This is a genomic window from Geodermatophilus sp. URMC 65, assembly GCF_053502545.1.
The window spans coordinates 4,921,715-4,937,502 of the sequence record NZ_CP199954.1 but is presented as its reverse complement, the minus strand read 5'-3'; the positions used below and the strand labels follow the sequence as shown (position 1 = coordinate 4,937,502).

Sequence of the window (15,788 nt, the reverse complement as noted above, 5' to 3'; positions counted from 1 at the left end):
GAGGTGCACGACGAGGGTGGGACGCGTCGCGACCCGACCGCCGCGCAGCTCGACCGGCTGCTGCTGGGCGGCCGCCGCCGGTACACCCGGGCGCAAGTGGCGCAGCTGTCCGGGCTGGCGCCGGACCGCTTCCGGCGACTGTGGCACGCCCTGGGCTTCGCCGAGGCCGCCGAGGACGACGTGGTGTTCACCGACGACGACGTCGCCGCGCTGCGCACCCTGTCGGACCTCGCCGACGCCGGGTCCGTCGGCCCGGGCACCGAGGCGTCGTTCGCCCGTGCGCTGGCGCAGCCGCTGGCGCGGCTGGCCGACTGGCAGGCTCCGCTGCTCACCGGCGTCCTCGCCCGCGACCGCGCCGGGCAGCCCGACCAGCCGGGCACCCCGTCCCCGGACGGGTCACCGGCGGCCGACGCGCTGCTGTCGCGGCTGCGCGAGGTCCAGGACCACGTGTGGCGCCGTCACCTGGCCGCCGCCGTCGAGCGGGCGCCGACCGCACCGCCCGGCGACGAGATCCGCGAGCTGGCCGTCGGCTTCGCCGACCTGGTCGGCTACACCACCCGCACGCGCGGCATGAGCGGCGCCGAGCTGGGCGTCATGGTCGAGGACTTCGAGGCGACCGCCGCCGAGGTGGTCGCGCGCGGCGGCGGGCGGGTGGTGAAGACCGTCGGGGACGGGGTGCTGTTCACCGCGACCGACCCGGCCGCCGCAGCGGAGATCGCGCTGTCGCTGCCGGAGCGGTGGGCGGCCGGGGACCGGCCGCCGCTGCGGGTCGGCCTGGCGCACGGCCGGGTGCTCACCCGGCTCGGGGACGTGTACTCGTCAGTGGTGAACCTGGCCAGCCGGCTGACCACGGTGGCCCGCGCCGGCAGCGTGCTCGTCGACCGCGAGCTGGCCGCCCGGCTGCGGCGGCACCCCGGCTACCGGATCGAGCCGCTGCAGCGCCGCTCGGTGAGCGGCTTCGAGGACCTGCAGCCGTGGCTGGTCAGCCGCAGCGACGCCGACGAGGACCCTCGACCCCGTCCTGAGCTCGCGAAGGGTGGAGAGGGCGGGGTCCCTGCTCCGTCGGTGGGCGAGCGCGCCGACGACGTCCCGGGCCGTCCCGAGCGTCGGCCCTGCTGAGCCGCCGGTGCGCCGGCCCGTCCGCCCGGCGCGTCGCGACCGTCGTCCTGAAGGCGGCTCCAGGGGCAACGGTCATGTCCCTGAAGCCGCGGGTCCGTCAGGAGCTACGCGGTTCAGGCACCCGGGCCTTGCGCAGAGGTCTCAAGCCCGCGCGCACCTCTTCTGTGAAGAGGTCCGGCTGCTCCCAGGCTGCGAAGTGCCCGCCCGCGGGGAGCCGGTTGTAGTGGATGAGATTGGGATAGGCCTGTTCTGCCCAACTCCGCGGCACCTGGTAGAGCTCGTCAGGGAAGACGCTCACGGCTACCGGGATGGCGACGCCCTTCGGGCCGAAGAAGGACAACTCGTTCTCCCAATAGAGACGTCCCGAAGAGACCCCCGTGGTCGTCAACCAGTAGTGGGTGATGTTGTCGAGCACGTCGTCTCGGGTGAGGCCCTCGGGCTGACCGTCGAAGACGCGGGCGATCAGCGCCAGACTGGTCGAGTCGTGGTCGAGCATCCAGGCGGCCAGGCCGACGGGTGAATCCGCGATTCCGTACAGCGTCTGGGGGTGGGTCCCCATCTCGAGTGCATAGGCCACGTCTGTCGCCCAGAAGTCCCTCAGTTTCTCGTAGAGGCGCGTCTCCTCGTCATCGAGACCGGACGGCGGCGGGCCGCCCGACACGACTGCCGCTGTGACGTCGTCGCGAACAGCGCCAGGGAAGTTGGTGTGGATGCCGATCAACCCCGTCGGTGCCTGCGCACCCATCAGATCGACTATCTGTCCGCCCCAATCGCCGCCCTGGGCGGCGTAGCGGTCGTATCCGAGACGCTCCATCAGCTCGGCCCAGGCACGCGCGATGTGCTCGGGGCCCCAGCCGGTGGTGGTCGGCTTGCCGGAGTACCCGTAGCCGGGCATGGAGGGGACCACCACGTGGAAGGCGTCCGACGCCTGCCCACCATGGGCAGTGGGGTCGGTCAGCGGCTCGATGATCTTCAGCTGCTCGACGATGGAGCCGGGCCACCCGTGGCAGACGATCAGCGGCAACGCATCCTCGTGCGGGGACCGCACGTGGAGGAAATGGATGTCCAGTCCGTCGATCTCGGTGAGGAACTGCGGGAAGGAGTTCATGCGCGCCTCGCACCTGCGCCAGTCGTACTCGGTGGCCCAGTAGTCCGCGAGCGCTCGCATGGTGGCGAGCCGTGGCCCCTGCGACTGATCAGGGACCGTCTCCCTCTCGGGCCAGTGCGTGGCCACGATGCGAGCACGCAGGTCCTCGAGGTCCGCCTCGGGAACGTGGATGGTGAACGGGCGAATCCCACGTGCCGTCTGTCCTGCAACTGCAGTCATGGCTGGGTCTGCCTCTCCGATTCGGACCTACGGGGAAACCCCGGAGACCGGGCGTGACGCAGTAGCCCCGAACCAGCGCCACCGGCGCGGTCGACGCATACCGGGGGCGGTTCCACCGTCGTAGGACCTAAAAGGGACGCCAGGGTCGGAAGGCCCCTCCCCTGCATGGCGGCACGCTTCGTGATCGCTAAGACGTGTCGATGGCACCAGGAGCACGAGCGGCCACGCCGTGCAGCCGGCCGCCTTCGGCGTTGTGGGCAGCAGGACGAGGACGAGCGTCCACCGGCCCTGCCGACGGGCCACTGCTGGAACCATCCGAGCTGTCACCGGATGGGCCGCTGAGGGACGGGGGACGGTCTCGGAGGCAGTCGCGATCGTAGGCGCAGCCCAGGAGGAGCCGTGGGCCGAATGGCGGCTACTCGCCCGTTCCTCCTGGTTCGCCCCGAGGTGACTCCTGCGGTCGAGGTCCGGAGCCCGTTGCGGGTCGCCGCCAGAAGGACCCAGGGAGTTCGTCGACCTGCTGCGCGGATCGGTCCAGGTCGGCGGCCTGCCCACGGAGGGCCTGGAACACCGGGTCGCCGCTGTCGGCGAGCCGACGGGTCACCTCGGCGTTCCTCCTGGCGCGCGCGGGCACGGCCTCCCCCAGCGCGGAGCGGTCGTCGTCGTACCCGTAGGCGTCGAGCAACAGGTGCAGGCGCCGGTACCGCTCCTCCATCGGGCGGGACGCCATCGGCCACGCGGACCCCGGGGCGAGCAGGGGCACCCACATGAGAGCCGAGTACGCCAGGTCGAACTCCCGCGAGGACGGCCCCGCGACGTCCCAGTCCACGAACCCGACAAGCCGTCCCTGCCGCCAGACCGCGTTGTACGGAGCTGCGTCGTGGTGGCCGATGACCAGACCCGGTCGCCCGGGCCGGCCGGCGAACCACACCGCATCCCGCGGCGGCACGAAGTCGACCGTCGCATCGTGCAGCCGCCGCAACCAGGTGCCGACCTGCGTCAGGGCGTCGTCCGAGGACACCCACGCCGGCCAGGGCGCCTCACCGGCCGTCTCCCCCTCCAGATAGGTGAGCACCTCCCGTCCCGCGTCGTCGAACCCGAGCACCCGGGGCGCCGCGGTGAAGCCCGCCCGTTCCAGATGCCGCAGCACCGCGTGCACCGTGGTCGTCCACCGGCGGACCGGGCGATGCACCGTGTTCCCGATGCGGACGACCCCGGGCGAGGTCCTGCCCCCGGCGAGCAGTTCCCCACCCGTCCCACCGACCGTCGACACAGCATCCTCGACCATGATCAGCCTCGCCCCCCGATGGTGTCCGGGCGGCCAGACTGTCGGAACCGCATTCCGGTGGCTACTGCTTTCCGGCGGCGCGCCCCTCACCGCCCGAAGACTCCGCTGACCCACAGGCTCGGGCTGCGCTGCCGCTGAGTGGGCCGCTCATGACCACCTCGGCGGCATCGGAGTCAGCCGGGTCCACCGCGTCTGCCCGCCGTGGTCAAGCGGGGACGGGCGCGGCGTCCCGCGCCGCGGCCCGGGCCAGCGCCACCGTCGCAGCGGCCATGACCACGACGAGGATGCCGATCAGCGCCCACTCCGCCCCGTCGGCGCGCAGCCGCTCCCCCAGCACCGCGATCCCCAGCGCGACAGCGACCACGGGCTCCCCCACGGTCACCGCGGGCAGCGACGCCTCGAGGGCGCCGGCCTGGTAGGCCGACTGCTGCAGCAGCGTGCCGCCGCCCATCGCGACGGCCAGCAGCCAGGTCTCCCAGCTGGTGAGCAGGGCGAGCAGCCCGTCGTCCAGCAGGCTCACCACGCCCTTGGTCAGCGCCGCGCCGACGCCGTAGGCCACGCCCGCGGCGATGGCCAGCAGGACCGACCGCGCCGTCCCCCGGCGGACCGCCGCACCGGCCAGGCAGCCGCCGAGGAGCAGGCCGAGGAACACCAGGGCCGGCAGCCACGGCCGCCAGCCGGCGCGGTCGACGCCCGCGGTGGGCTCCCCCACCACGGCGAAGACGGCCAGGGCGAGCACCAGCAGCGCCGACCAGACCCAGTCCGAGCGGCGCAGCCGCCGGCCGCCCCAGCGGGCGCCCAGCGGCAGCGCGACCAGCAGGGTCGTGACCAGCAGCGGCTGCACCAGCAGCAGCGAACCCAGGCCCAGCGCCGCCGCCTGTGCGGCGAACCCCGCGGTGTCGCACAGCGTCCCGGCCCACCACCGCGGGCTGCGGGCCAGGGCGAGCAGCAGCCGGCCGCCGCGGGCCTGCGCCTGGGGGACGTCGGCGGCCGACTCCTGCTGCACCGCCGAGGCGACCGCGAACAGGACGGCGGCGAGGAGCGCGAGCGCCGCGGCCAGTCCGTCCACCGCGCCATGCTCCCGGGCGCGGTCCAGCCCGGGAACCCCGTTGCGCGGCCTCACGGAACCGGCCGGTCCGCTCGCGCCCCGGCGCGACCCGCGAGCGCCCGCCCCCGCGCGGCGCCGGCGGGGTGCCGTGGGCTGCCGCCGGGCGGCACAGTCGTCGTCCACCCGGGAGGTGACGGCCGTGCGCCCCCTGTTCACCGACGAGGACTTCGACTTCGCCACCCGCACCCTGCTCGGCGGGGTCTTCGCCGGCGCCGCGGACGTCGGCGAGGTGCTCACCACCGTCGACCGGATCCGCGACGGCAACGGCCGGTCCTGGGTCGACGAGTGGATCGCCACCGCCGAGCGGCTGCTGGCCGAGGACGGGAGCGCCGCCTCGACCGCGGCCCGGTCCCTGCGCGCCGCGAACTACCTCGCCACCGCGACCGAGGCGGCCGACCGCACCGGTGACGACGGCCTGTTCGCGTCGCTGTGGGAACGGCATCGACAGGCCTGGGACGCCTTCGTCGACGCCACCGACCTCGCCGTCGAGCGCCTCGAGATCCCCTACGAGGGCACCACCCTGCCCGGCTACCTGTTCCGGTCCGGCGCGGCGGACGAGCCCCGGCCCACGCTGGTCTACACCAACGGCAGCGACGGCTCGGTGGTGGGCGCCTGGGTGCGGGGCATCTCCGGTGCCCTCGCCCGCGGGTGGAACGCGATGACCTTCGACGGCCCCGGCCAGAACGCCGCCCTCGTCCGCCAGGAGCTGCACTTCCGGCCCGACTGGGAGCACGTCGTCACCCCGGTCGTCGACGCCCTGCTCGCCCGTCCCGACGTCGACCCGGACCGGCTGGCCCTGGTCGGCGTCAGCCAGGCCGGCTACTGGGTGCCTCGGGCCGCGGCCTTCGAGCACCGCGTCGCCGCCGCCGTCGCCGACCCCGGCGTCGTCGACGTGTCCGCGGCGATGCTCACCCACCTGCCGCACCACCTCGTGCGGCTGCTCGACGCCGGGAACCGGGAGGTCTTCGACAGGGAGATCAGGCTGGGGCTGCGGCTGGCCCCGCGTGTCCAGGCGATGATGACGTGGCGGATGCGGCCCTACGGCACCACCTCGCCGTTCGACTTCTTCACCGCCGCCCGCGCGTACACCCTGACCGAGGACGTCGTGCGGCTGATCACCTGCCCGGTGCTGGTCACCGACCCCGAGCAGGAGGAGTTCTGGCCCGGCCAGTCCCGGCGGCTGTACGAGATGCTGCCCGGCCCCAAGGAGCTCGTGCGGTTCACCGCCGACGAGGGCGCGGCCGGCCACTGCGAGCCGCTCGCCGTCGCCCTGCGCGGGGAGCGGGTCCTCGACTGGCTGGCGCGGCAGCTCGGCTAGGGGGCGAGCTCCTCGACCGGGCTGCCGGTCGCGTCGGGCACCCAGCCGCCGCCGTCGGTGCGCGCCCATGCCTGCCCCGGCCGCAGCAGCTCCACCCGCGCCCCGCCGTCGACGGTGCGGTGCGCGATGCGCCGCTCCCAGCGGTCGCCGGGACCGTCGTCCCCCGGCGCGCGGACGGCCAGGCCGACGCCGAGCACGCCGCCGGCGTCGAGCACCACCGCGCCGGGGTCGGCCGCGGCGCCGGGTGCCGCGACGGTCCAGGTCACCTCGCCGGACGGGTCCAGGGGCTGCTCGTACGTGCGGTCCCCCACCCGCAGGTGGGCGACGGCGGATGGCGCGCCGGCGGGGACGGCGAGCCGCAGCCGGAGGGTCACCTGCGGGCCGGCGTCCACCCGCAGCGGCTCGACGACCGGCGGGCCCTCGTCGTCCTGCGACAGCCGGTACGGGGAGCGCTCCGGGAAGCGCGCGGCCAGGGCGAGGTCGGCCCCGCCGCGCTGCTCGGCGTAGAGCACCGGCTGCTGCAGCGACGGGTCGTTCTGCAGGAACGGCGTGTCGCTCTCGAAGCCCAGGTCGCCCCGCTCCGGGAGGAACAGCAGCGCGTCGTCGAGGCCGGCGTCCTCGACGACCCGCTGCACCGCCCGGTACTGCTCGGTCACCGCCCGGTTGCCGGTCACCGGGCCGGGCACGGCCAGCGCGGTCAACCCGACCATCGCCGCGACCACGACGGCGGCGGACACCCGCCCCCGCCGGACCACCACGGCCAGCCCGGCGGCGCCGAACACGACCAGCGGGACGACGACCGGGAGCCAGTAGAAGGGGCCGAACAGCTCCAGGCCCTCCCACTGCGCGCTGATCGCCCACGGCCCCCAGAACGGCAGGTAGCCCAGCGGCACCACCACGGCCAGCGCCGCGACCGCCCAGCGGGCTGCACCGCGCGTCCGCACCAGGCCGACGACGGCGAGCACCACGAGCACGACCCCGCCGGCCACCCAGCCCGGCGTCGCGAGGAGGTTGGCCAGCACTCCCGTCACGCCGTCGGCGGCCGTGAAGTGCACCGTGTACTGCGGGAAGACGCCGCGGTCGCCGAAGCCGAAGGTGTCCTGCGGGCCGGTGACGGTGAACGGCAGCCGGAACGGCCCGCCGACCACGACGGCGTTGTAGACCAGCGTCAGCGCGAGCACCGGCAGAGCCCCGGCGGCGACCCGGAGGACCAGGCCGGGGCGGGAGAGGCCCCCGCGCTCCCGGGCCAGCAGGACGGCGAGCGCGAACGGCGCGACGGTGAGCAGCGCGTCGAAGGGCCGGGCGAACGCGGCGACCCCGGCCACCGCGCCGCCCGCGACCAGCCGCGGCGTCGAGCCCAGCCGCGCCCCCGACAGCAGCAGGACGGCGGCACCGAGGCCCAGCGCCAGGGCGGGCAGGTACGGCAGGAAGGTGCCGCTCTGCACCACGACCACCGGCGACAGCGCGAACAGCGCCCCGGCGGTGAGGGCGACGACCCGGTCGCGCAGCACCTCGGCGGTCAGCAACGCGACGAGCACCGCGGCCGCCGCGGCGCTGACCGCGAGGGCCGCCTGCGGCGAGCCGGTGAGCAGGTCGCCGGCCGCGATCACGGCCGGCCAGGGCGGCGTGTACTTCAGCACGATCCGGTCGCCGACCACCGCCGAGGCCCAGGGCCGGAAGGCGTCGTGGTCGGCGGGGAGGGTGACCGCGCCGGTCTCGAGCAGCCGGGCCATGGCGACGTAGACGGAGTCGTCGCGGTTGAGGGAGTAGAGCGGGAAGAGCGTCAGGTTGGTCAGCACGGCCAGGGCACCGGCCACCACCGCGAGGATGGCGAGCGCCGCCCGCCACCCCGCCGTCGTCATCGAGCGCGAGTGTAGGGACGTCCCCGTCCCGAGGCTCCGCCCCGTCCCGGGCCGGCCCCGTCCAGAGGCTCGCCGCGAGCCTGCGAGCGGTGAGGAGGACGGGGTCCTCTTCCGAGGCGTGAGGAGGACGGGGTCCTTCACCGGTGCGCGGCGGCCGCGGCGAGCAGGCCCAGGCAGTTCGTGGCCAGGTGCAGCAGGGCGGGGGCGAGCAGGCTCCCGCTGCGCAGCCGCAGCTCGGCGAAGAGGACGCCGGCAGCCGCGGTGCCCAGGCAGGCCAGCACCACGGCGCCGGTGCGCGCCAGCGGTCCACCCGCCAGGTCGTTGGCCGCCAGCGCCCCGAGCGTGGGCCGGACGTGCCAGAGGCCGAACAGGGCGGCGGAGACCCCGGTCGCCCCGCGCCGGGACAGCAGCCGGCCCAGCGTCGACAGCAGCACCCCGCGGAAGGCGACCTCCTCCCAGAGGACGGTCCCGAGCGGGATCCGGACCAGCACCTGCCCGGCGAGCTCCCCGCCCCCGAGGCCGGCCACCCGCGCGTCGCCGAGCAGCGGCCGGAGGGCGGGGACCGCCAGTGCCGTGCCGTAGCCGGCCGCGACCACGGCGGCACACGTGCCGCCCCACCGCGCGCCCGCCGCGAGCCGCCGGCGGCCGAGGCCCAGCTCGGCCCAGGACAGGCCGCTCGCACGGGCCGCCGCCAGCAGGACACCCGCCGCCGCGACGTTGGCCACCACGTAGGACCCGGGCTGGCCCGGGAGCCGGTGCACGACCAGGTTGTTCCAGGCGCCGAGCACCGGGACCAGCGCCACGGCGAGGACCAGCACCCTCCTGCGGTCGGCTGCGCCAGCATGCACGGATGCGGTGTTCCCGCTCCGCGCGCCGGCTCACCTGCGCCGCGGCGGCCGTCGCCTGCGCCGTCGCGGTCGCCGTCGCGGGCGAGCTGTCCTCGGGCGCGCTGCTCGCCGTGGCCGCCGCCGGTGCCGTCGTCACCGCCGCGGGCCTGGCCCGCCGCGCGGGCGCGGGGGCGGCGCCGGTGGGCCGGCGCGGGCTGCCGTGGCTCGGCTGGCTGGGAGCGGCCGTCGCCTGGGAACTGGTCACCCTGGCCGACGACGACCTGCCCACGCTCAGCGACCTGGCCGACCCGGTCCTGGCCTCGCCGGTGCTGCGCGGCGGGGCGACGCTCGCCTGGCTGGCGGCCGGCGCCTGGCTGGTCACCCGTCCCGGCTCCCGGCGGCCGGGGTGACCGGCGCCGTCGGGTTCGCCGTCCTGGTGGTCACCGCCCTCGCGCTGGAGGCCGGAGCGCGGCGCGGCGCGGGGCCGGCGACCGTCGGCGCGGCGGTCGGCGCCGCCATGCGGACGACGCCCGGGCGGGTCGCGGTGCTGCTCGTCTGGGTGTGGCTCGGGGTGCACTTCCTCGCCCGGTGACGGCGTGTCGCCGCAGGACGTCCCCCGCCACGACTCGACAGCGGGCCTCTCGGGTAGGGCACGCCCAGCCAGACGCGGTCGCCGCCGCTCCCCCGTCCCCGGAGGTCGCCATGGCCCACCCGACCGTCGCCGCCCAACTGGTCCGCATGCTGCGGGACGCCGGTGCCCGCCGGATCTACGGCGTGGTCGGCGACAGCCTCAACCCCGTCGTCGACGCCGTGCGGCACACCGAGGGCATCGAGTGGGTGCACGTCAGCAACGAGGAGGGCGGCGCGTTCGCGGCGGCCGCCGAGGCCCAGGTCACCGGGCAGCTGGCGGTGTGCGCCGGCTCCTGCGGGCCGGGCAACACCCACCTGGTCCAGGGTCTCTACGACGCCCACCGCAGCGGCGCCCCCGTGGTGGCGATCGCCTCGCACATCCAGTCGCAGGAGATCGGGATGGGCTTCTTCCAGGAGACCCACCCGGAGCGCACCTTCCAGGACTGCTCGTACTGGTGCGAGGTCGTCACGCCGAAGCAGATGCCGCACAACCTGCGCGTCGCGATCCAGACGGCGATCGGCCGGCGCGGGGTCTCGGTGGTCGTGCTCCCCGGTGACCTGGCGGCCGAGGAGTCCGGCGGCCCGACCGTGCCGACCGCGCTGGTCCCCCGGCCCTCGCCGGTGCGGCCGGTGCCCGAGCAGGTGCAGGCCCTGGCCGACGCGCTGAACGCCGCGCGCACGGTCACGCTGTTCTGCGGCGCCGGGTGCGCGGACGCGCACGACGAGGTCGTGGAGCTGGCCGGGCGGGTGCTGGCCCCGGTCGGCCACGCGCTCGGCGGCAAGGAGTGGATCCAGTACGACAACCCGTACGACGTCGGGATGAACGGGCTGCTCGGCTACGGCGCCGCGCACAAGGCCACCCACGAGGCCGACCTGCTCCTGCTGCTGGGCACGGACTTCCCGTACACGAACTTCCTGCCCCAGCGGCGGACGGCGCAGGTGGACGCCGACGCCGGTCACCTCGGCCGGCGCAGCCCGCTGGAGGTCGCCGTCCACGGGGACGTCGGCGAGACGATCCGGGCGCTGCTGCCGCTGCTGGAGCAGAAGACCGACCGGCGCTTCCTCGACTCGATGCTGCGGCAGCACGCCGAGGCGCTGGAGAAGGTGGTCGACGCCTACACGCACCGGGTGGAGCGGATGCGGCCCATCCACCCCGAGTACGTGGCCGCGCAGCTCGACGACCTCGCCGCCGACGACGCCATCTTCACCGTCGACACCGGGATGTGCAACGTGTGGGCGGCCCGCTACCTGACGCCCAACGGCCGCCGGCGGGTCATCGGCTCCTTCCGGCACGGCTCGATGGCCAACGCCCTCCCCCACGCCGTCGGCGCGCAGTTCGCCGCGCCGGGCCGGCAGGTGGTGTCGATGTCCGGCGACGGCGGGCTGGCGATGCTGCTCGGCGAGCTGATCACCGTGCGGCTGCACCGGCTGCCGGTGAAGGTCGTGCTGTTCAACAACGCCTCGCTCGGCATGGTGAAGCTGGAGATGATGGTCGACGGCATCCCCGACTTCGAGACCGACCACGAGCCGACGGACTTCACCGCGATCGCCGAGGGCGTCGGCATCCGGTCGATGCGGGTGGAGGACCCCCGTGACGTCCGGGACACCCTGGCCAAGGGCCTGGCCGACCCCGGCCCGGTGCTCATGGAGTTCGTCACCGACCCGAACGCGCTGTCCATCCCGCCGGCGATCACCGGCGAGCAGATCCGCGGCTTCGCGACGTCGGCCACCAAGCAGGTGCTCGGCGGCGGTGTCGGGAAGATGATCGACCTGGCCCGCAGCAACCTGCGCAACATCCCGCGCCCGTGACCGAACCCGCCAGGTTCCGCACGGACACGACACGGTCCGTCGTGACGCCGACGAGCGCCAGCCAGGAGGGCCCGTGACGGAGTGGTGGCGGCGCGGCGCGGTCTACCAGGTCTACCCGCGGTCGTTCGCCGACTCCGACGGCGACGGGATCGGTGACCTGCGCGGCCTGCGGACGCACCTGGACCACCTCGCCGACCTGTCGGTCGTGGCGGTCTGGCTCTCGCCGGTGTTCCCCTCCCCCATGGCCGACTTCGGCTACGACGTCTCCGACCACTGCGACGTCGACCCGCTGTTCGGCACGCTCGCCGACCTCGACGACCTGGTCGCCGACTGCCACGCGCGCGGCATCCGGGTGGTGCTGGACTGGGTGCCCAATCACACCTCCGACCAGCACCCGTGGTTCCGCGCCTCCCGGTCCTCGCGCGAGGACCCGAAGCGGAACTGGTACGTCTGGCGGGACGGCGCCCCCGACGGCGGGCCGCCCAACGACTGGCGCTCGGAGTTCGCCGCGGTCGGCCCGGCGTGGACCTACGACGAGCCCACCGGCCAGTGGTACCTGCACTCGTACACGCCGCAGCAGCCCGACCTCAACTGGGACGACCCCGAGGTCGAGGCGGCGATGCACGACACGATCCGGTTCTGGCTCGCCCGCGGCGTCGACGGGCTGCGGATCGACGCGCTGCAGCGGCTGGCCAAGGACCCCTTGCTGCGCAGCAACGCCGGCTCCGACCGCCGGCACGACCAGGACTGGGAGACCGCGCACGAGCGGCTGCGCGGCATCCGGCGGGTGGTCGACGAGTTCCCCGACCGGATGATCGTCGGCGAGGTCTACCTGCTCGACCTACGGCGCGTGCTGGCCTACCTCGCCGGCGGCGACCAGCTGCACCTGGCGCACAACTTCGTCTTCGTCCACCTGCCGTGGGACGCCATCGCCTTCCGCACCGCGATCGAGGAGTTCGAGGCGCAGGCCGAGCCCGAGACCTGGCCGGCGTGGTTCCTCGGCAACCACGACCACTCCCGCATCGCCACCCGCTACGACGACGGCGGGCACGGCCCGGCGCGGGCGCGCGCGGTCGCGCTGCTCCTGACCGCGCTGCGCGGCACGCCGTTCCTCTACCAGGGCGACGAGCTGGGACTGCCCGACGCCGTCGTCCCGACGGACCGGGTGGTCGACGTCGACGGCCGCGACCCCGAGCGGGCGCCGCTCCCCTGGCGGCCGCCGTCGGTCGCCGGCCAGGGAGCCGGGTTCACCACCGGCGAGCCCTGGCTGCCGCTGGTCGCCGACGCCGAGCGGCTGTGCGTCGAGCGCCAGGCCGCCGACCCGTCGTCCACGCTGTCCCTGGTGCGCCGTCTCGGCGCGCTGCGCGCCGCCTCCTCCGCCCTGCAGACCGGCCGGCAGCGCATGCTGGACACCGCGCCCGGCGTGCTGGCCTGGCTCCGGGAGGAGGGCGACGAGCGGCTGCTGGCCGCCGTCAACCTCAGCCTCGGGCCCCGCGCCCTCGCCCCGGGCGAGGAGTCCACCCTGCTGGTCTCCACCGACCCCGGCCGTTCGACCTCGGCGGTGCGCGACCTGGTGCTGCTGCCGGACGAGGCCGTCCTGCTGCGCCTGCACGGCGGCTGACCCGCTTGTCGGCGGACCGCCGCCGGCACCACCATCGGCCGGGACCGGGGCCGCGGCGCGCGGAGGTGGCGGGTGGAGGTCACTCCGGAGGTGCTGCCCGAGCTGGCCGGGCGGCGGTCCGTCGTCGCCTGGATGGTGCTGGCGTTCCTGGTGACCTTCCTGGTCACCCGCCTGGTCGTCCGGGCCATCCGGACCGGCCGCGGGCCGTTCCGCGACGCCAGCGTCGGCGGGGTGCACGTGCACCACGAGGTCTACGGCATCTTCCTGCTGCTGGGCACCGGCACCCTGGAGTTCACCTACCGGCCGGGCCCGCCGTGGGTGCAGCTGCTGGCGGTGCTGTTCGGGGCCGGCGCCGCGCTCACCCTCGACGAGTTCGCGCTGTGGCTGCACCTGGAGGACGTCTACTGGAGCCGGCAGGGCCGCAGCTCGATCGACGCGGTCATGGTCGCGCTCGTCGTCGGCGGGCTGCTCCTCGTCGGCGCCAACCCGTTCGACGCCGACGACGCCGGGAGCGAGACCCTGTTGTGGGTGACGGTGGCGGTCAACCTGCTCTTCGCCCTGGCCGCGATCCTCAAGGGCCGGGTGGTGCTGGGCGTCGTCGGCGTCTTCGTCCCGCTGGTCGCGCTGGTCGGCGCGGTGCGGCTGGCCCGGCCCGGCTCGTTCTGGGCGCACCGCTGGTACCGGCCGGGCTCGCGACGGCAGGCCCGCGCCGAGGCCCGCTTCCCCGCCGGCCGGCGGACCCGCTGGGACGCGCTGGTCGACCTGTTCGCCGAGGTCCCCCCGCGGCACGCGCCCACCGCCGCAGCGCCGTCCACTCCGCCCGGCTGAGCGGGGTGCTCGGCTACAGCTGGACGGCGACGGTGGAGGCCAGCTCCCGGACGGCCTCGAGGTCGGCCGGCCCGGGCGCACCGGTGAGGCTCAGGGGCGCGGCCACCTGCTTCCACCGCAGCGCGCCGGTGATCCGCTCGATGCTGCGCAGCGCGCCCGCGGTGTCGTCGTTGCCGTGCACGTACACCCCGTACGGGAGACCGACGGTGGCGTCCAGGCACGGGTAGTAGACGGTGTCGAAGAAGTGCTTGAGCGCCCCGGACATGTAGCCGATGTTGGCCGGCGTCCCGAGCAGGACGCCGTCGGCGGCGAGCAGGTCCGCGGCCCCGGCCGAGAGCGCCGGGCGCACCTCGAGCTCGACCTCCTCGACCAGCGCCACGCCCTCGCGCACCGCCTCGAGCACGGCCTGCAGGGACGGCGAGGGCGTGTGGTGGACGACGAGCAGCCGGGGCACGCGGGCATCCTCCCCCGCCCGGTCAGGGGCGCAGCGCGCCGTAGACCTCCGCGGCGTGGTCGAAGACGGCGAAGTGCCCCTCGCCGACCAGCCAGTGCGCGGTGCAGCGGGGCAGCATCGCGACCAGCACCCGGCCGAGCCCGGCGGGCACCTGCCAGTCCTGCGTGCCGTGCCAGACGTGCACGTGCTGCTCCACCGACGACAGTGGGAACCCCCACGGCCGGAACAGCAGCGCGCGGTCCTCGGCGAGCGGGGCCGCGCCGTTGCGCAGCCCCTCGGTGAAGGTCTCGGACAGGATGCGCCGGACCTCGGGACGTCCGAGCACCCGCCGGTCGGCCGGGTTGAGGCGAGCCTGCAGGTAGCGCGGGATCGCCGCCGGGCGCAGCGCCACGGGGCCGAACAGCGGCCGCAGCAGCGCCGTCGCCGCAGACGGCCGGTGCGCGGCCGAGCGCAGCCGCCGGGGCACCCACTGCGGCCAGGGCCACGGGACGTCGGGCGGCGGGGCCCCGCCGAGCACCCCGACGGCCCGCACCCGGGGGCCGAACGCGGCGGCGCACGCCAGCGCGTAGGCGGCGCCGCCGGAGAGGCTGAGGACGGAGAACTCGCCGATGCCGAGGGAGTCGAGCAACCGCGCCACGTCGTCCGGCCAGTCGACCACCCGCCGTCCCGGCTGCGGGTCGGAACGGCCGAAGCCCGGCCGGTCGGGGACGACGAACCGCACCCCCCAGCGCCGGTAGTCCTCGGGGTCCTCGACGTGGCGCTCCAGCCGGGAGCTCGGCGAGCCGTGGCAGCCGAGCACCACCCGGCCCGCCGGGTCGCCGTACTCGGCGTACGCCATCGCCCGCCCGTCCGGCAGTCGGATGCTGCCCTCCCGGGGTCCGAGTCGTCCGCCGTGGCCTGGTCGTTCCCGCATGCCCCGCCCCTACCCTGCCGGTGGGCGCTCCGACCGCCCCGCTCGGGCACGGGCTGCACCTAGCCTGCGGCGGGTGCGCACCGACCGGGGCCTCGACCGGCTGATCACGTTCCTCGACGCCGTCGTGGCGATCGCCATCACGCTGCTCGTCCTGCCGCTGGTCGACGTCCTCCCCGCCGAGGGTGCGACGCTGGACCTCGACACCCTGCTGGCCGACGAGGCCGGCCGGTTCGGCGCCTTCGCGCTGAGCTTCGCGGTGATCGCCCAGCTGTGGCTGGTGCACCACCGCATCGTCGAGCGGGTCGGCTCCTACGACGGGCCGTTCGTGCTGGTGAACCTGCTCTGGACGATGACGATCGTGCTGCTGCCCTTTGCCACCGAGGTGGCGGCCGTCTACGGGAACAGCACCCGGCTGGGGATCGCGATCTACATCGGGACGATGGCCCTGAGCTCGGCCTGCCTGACCGTGCTGAACCTGATGGTCTCCGGCCGGCCGCACCTGCGCCGGCACGGCTACGACGGCGCCGAGGACGACCCGACCGGCTCCCTGCTCACCACGGCCGCCTTCGGGGTCGCCCTCCTCCTCGGTGTCGCCGTCCCGGCGGTCGGCAACCTCGCGCTGTTGCTGCTCTTCCTGCCGGACCCGCTGCGCCGGCTGGTCGCCCGCCGGGCGCGCTGAACCGG

The 15,788-nt window shown here is 75.3% G+C and carries 15 protein-coding genes; 8 read left to right on the top strand and 7 right to left on the bottom strand.

What is annotated here, in order from left to right; all coding sequences use genetic code 11:
- Positions 1–3 precede the first annotated feature (3 nt).
- On the top strand, positions 4–1,119 hold the full coding sequence (locus ACWIX7_RS23885; protein WP_448618888.1) for an adenylate/guanylate cyclase domain-containing protein: 1,116 nt from the start codon (positions 4–6) through the stop codon (positions 1,117–1,119).
- Between the two features lie 97 nt (positions 1,120–1,216).
- Here ACWIX7_RS23885 and ACWIX7_RS23880 read toward each other — a convergent pair whose 3' ends face one another.
- The 3 genes from ACWIX7_RS23880 to ACWIX7_RS23870 form a co-directional block, all read right to left on the bottom strand.
- The gene (locus tag ACWIX7_RS23880) at positions 1,217–2,446 is read right to left on the bottom strand and encodes an epoxide hydrolase family protein (protein ID WP_448618887.1); all 1,230 of its coding nucleotides are present in this window, start codon (positions 2,444–2,446) and stop codon (positions 1,217–1,219) included.
- Positions 2,447–2,861: 415 nt separating this feature from the next.
- The gene (locus ACWIX7_RS23875) at positions 2,862–3,734 is read right to left on the bottom strand and encodes a phosphotransferase (RefSeq protein ID WP_448618886.1); all 873 of its coding nucleotides are present in this window, start codon (positions 3,732–3,734) and stop codon (positions 2,862–2,864) included.
- 205 nt (positions 3,735–3,939) lie between these two features.
- Positions 3,940–4,803: a DMT family transporter gene (locus ACWIX7_RS23870; RefSeq protein ID WP_448618885.1), complete on the bottom strand. Its 864-nt coding sequence runs from the start codon at positions 4,801–4,803 to the stop codon at positions 3,940–3,942.
- 178 nt (positions 4,804–4,981) lie between these two features.
- On the opposite strand from ACWIX7_RS23870, the gene ACWIX7_RS23865 reads away from it, so the two are divergent.
- Positions 4,982–6,160 carry an alpha/beta hydrolase family protein gene (locus tag ACWIX7_RS23865; protein WP_448618884.1) on the top strand — a complete coding sequence of 393 codons (1,179 nt, stop codon included), beginning with the start codon at positions 4,982–4,984 and terminating at the stop codon, positions 6,158–6,160.
- On the opposite strand, the gene ACWIX7_RS23860 is transcribed toward ACWIX7_RS23865, so the two are convergent.
- Together ACWIX7_RS23860 and ACWIX7_RS23855 are read right to left on the bottom strand one after the other, a co-directional pair.
- Positions 6,157–8,022, bottom strand: a complete 1,866-nt coding sequence (locus tag ACWIX7_RS23860; protein ID WP_448618883.1) for a DUF7846 domain-containing protein — start codon at positions 8,020–8,022, stop codon at positions 6,157–6,159. The two genes, ACWIX7_RS23865 and ACWIX7_RS23860, sit on opposite strands and share 4 nt — an antisense overlap.
- Positions 8,023–8,159: 137 nt before the next feature.
- Positions 8,160–8,840, bottom strand: coding sequence for a CPBP family intramembrane glutamic endopeptidase (locus tag ACWIX7_RS23855; RefSeq protein ID WP_448618882.1), 681 nt, complete (start codon positions 8,838–8,840; stop codon positions 8,160–8,162).
- A gap of 32 nt (positions 8,841–8,872) precedes the next feature.
- Between ACWIX7_RS23855 and ACWIX7_RS23850 the strand changes: the two genes are divergently transcribed.
- The 5 genes from ACWIX7_RS23850 (at position 8,873) to ACWIX7_RS23830 (ending at position 13,737) form a co-directional block, all read left to right on the top strand.
- Positions 8,873–9,259, top strand: coding sequence for a hypothetical protein (locus ACWIX7_RS23850; RefSeq protein ID WP_448618881.1), 387 nt, complete (start codon positions 8,873–8,875; stop codon positions 9,257–9,259).
- Entirely contained in the window at positions 9,256–9,441 is a 186-nt protein-coding gene (locus tag ACWIX7_RS23845; protein WP_448618880.1) for a DUF6186 family protein, read from the top strand. Before ACWIX7_RS23850 ends, ACWIX7_RS23845 begins: the two co-directional genes overlap by 4 nt.
- A gap of 110 nt (positions 9,442–9,551) precedes the next feature.
- A complete protein-coding gene (locus ACWIX7_RS23840) occupies positions 9,552–11,288 on the top strand; it encodes a pyruvate dehydrogenase (protein ID WP_448618879.1) in 1,737 nt (578 codons plus the stop codon).
- A gap of 73 nt (positions 11,289–11,361) precedes the next feature.
- The gene (locus tag ACWIX7_RS23835; protein ID WP_448618878.1) at positions 11,362–12,909 is read left to right on the top strand and encodes an alpha-amylase family glycosyl hydrolase; all 1,548 of its coding nucleotides are present in this window, start codon (positions 11,362–11,364) and stop codon (positions 12,907–12,909) included.
- 72 nt (positions 12,910–12,981) lie between these two features.
- Complete coding sequence (locus ACWIX7_RS23830) at positions 12,982–13,737, top strand: hypothetical protein (protein WP_448618877.1); 756 nt, start codon at positions 12,982–12,984, stop codon at positions 13,735–13,737.
- A gap of 13 nt (positions 13,738–13,750) precedes the next feature.
- Here ACWIX7_RS23830 and ACWIX7_RS23825 read toward each other — a convergent pair whose 3' ends face one another.
- Both ACWIX7_RS23825 and ACWIX7_RS23820 read right to left on the bottom strand, forming a co-directional pair.
- Positions 13,751–14,191 carry a flavodoxin family protein gene (locus ACWIX7_RS23825; protein WP_448618876.1) on the bottom strand — a complete coding sequence of 147 codons (441 nt, stop codon included), beginning with the start codon at positions 14,189–14,191 and terminating at the stop codon, positions 13,751–13,753.
- Between the two features lie 22 nt (positions 14,192–14,213).
- Positions 14,214–15,104: an alpha/beta fold hydrolase gene (locus ACWIX7_RS23820; protein WP_448618875.1), complete on the bottom strand. Its 891-nt coding sequence runs from the start codon at positions 15,102–15,104 to the stop codon at positions 14,214–14,216.
- A gap of 73 nt (positions 15,105–15,177) precedes the next feature.
- On the opposite strand from ACWIX7_RS23820, the gene ACWIX7_RS23815 reads away from it, so the two are divergent.
- The gene (locus ACWIX7_RS23815) at positions 15,178–15,783 is read left to right on the top strand and encodes a TMEM175 family protein (protein ID WP_448618874.1); all 606 of its coding nucleotides are present in this window, start codon (positions 15,178–15,180) and stop codon (positions 15,781–15,783) included.
- The last annotated feature ends 5 nt before the right edge of the window (positions 15,784–15,788 follow it).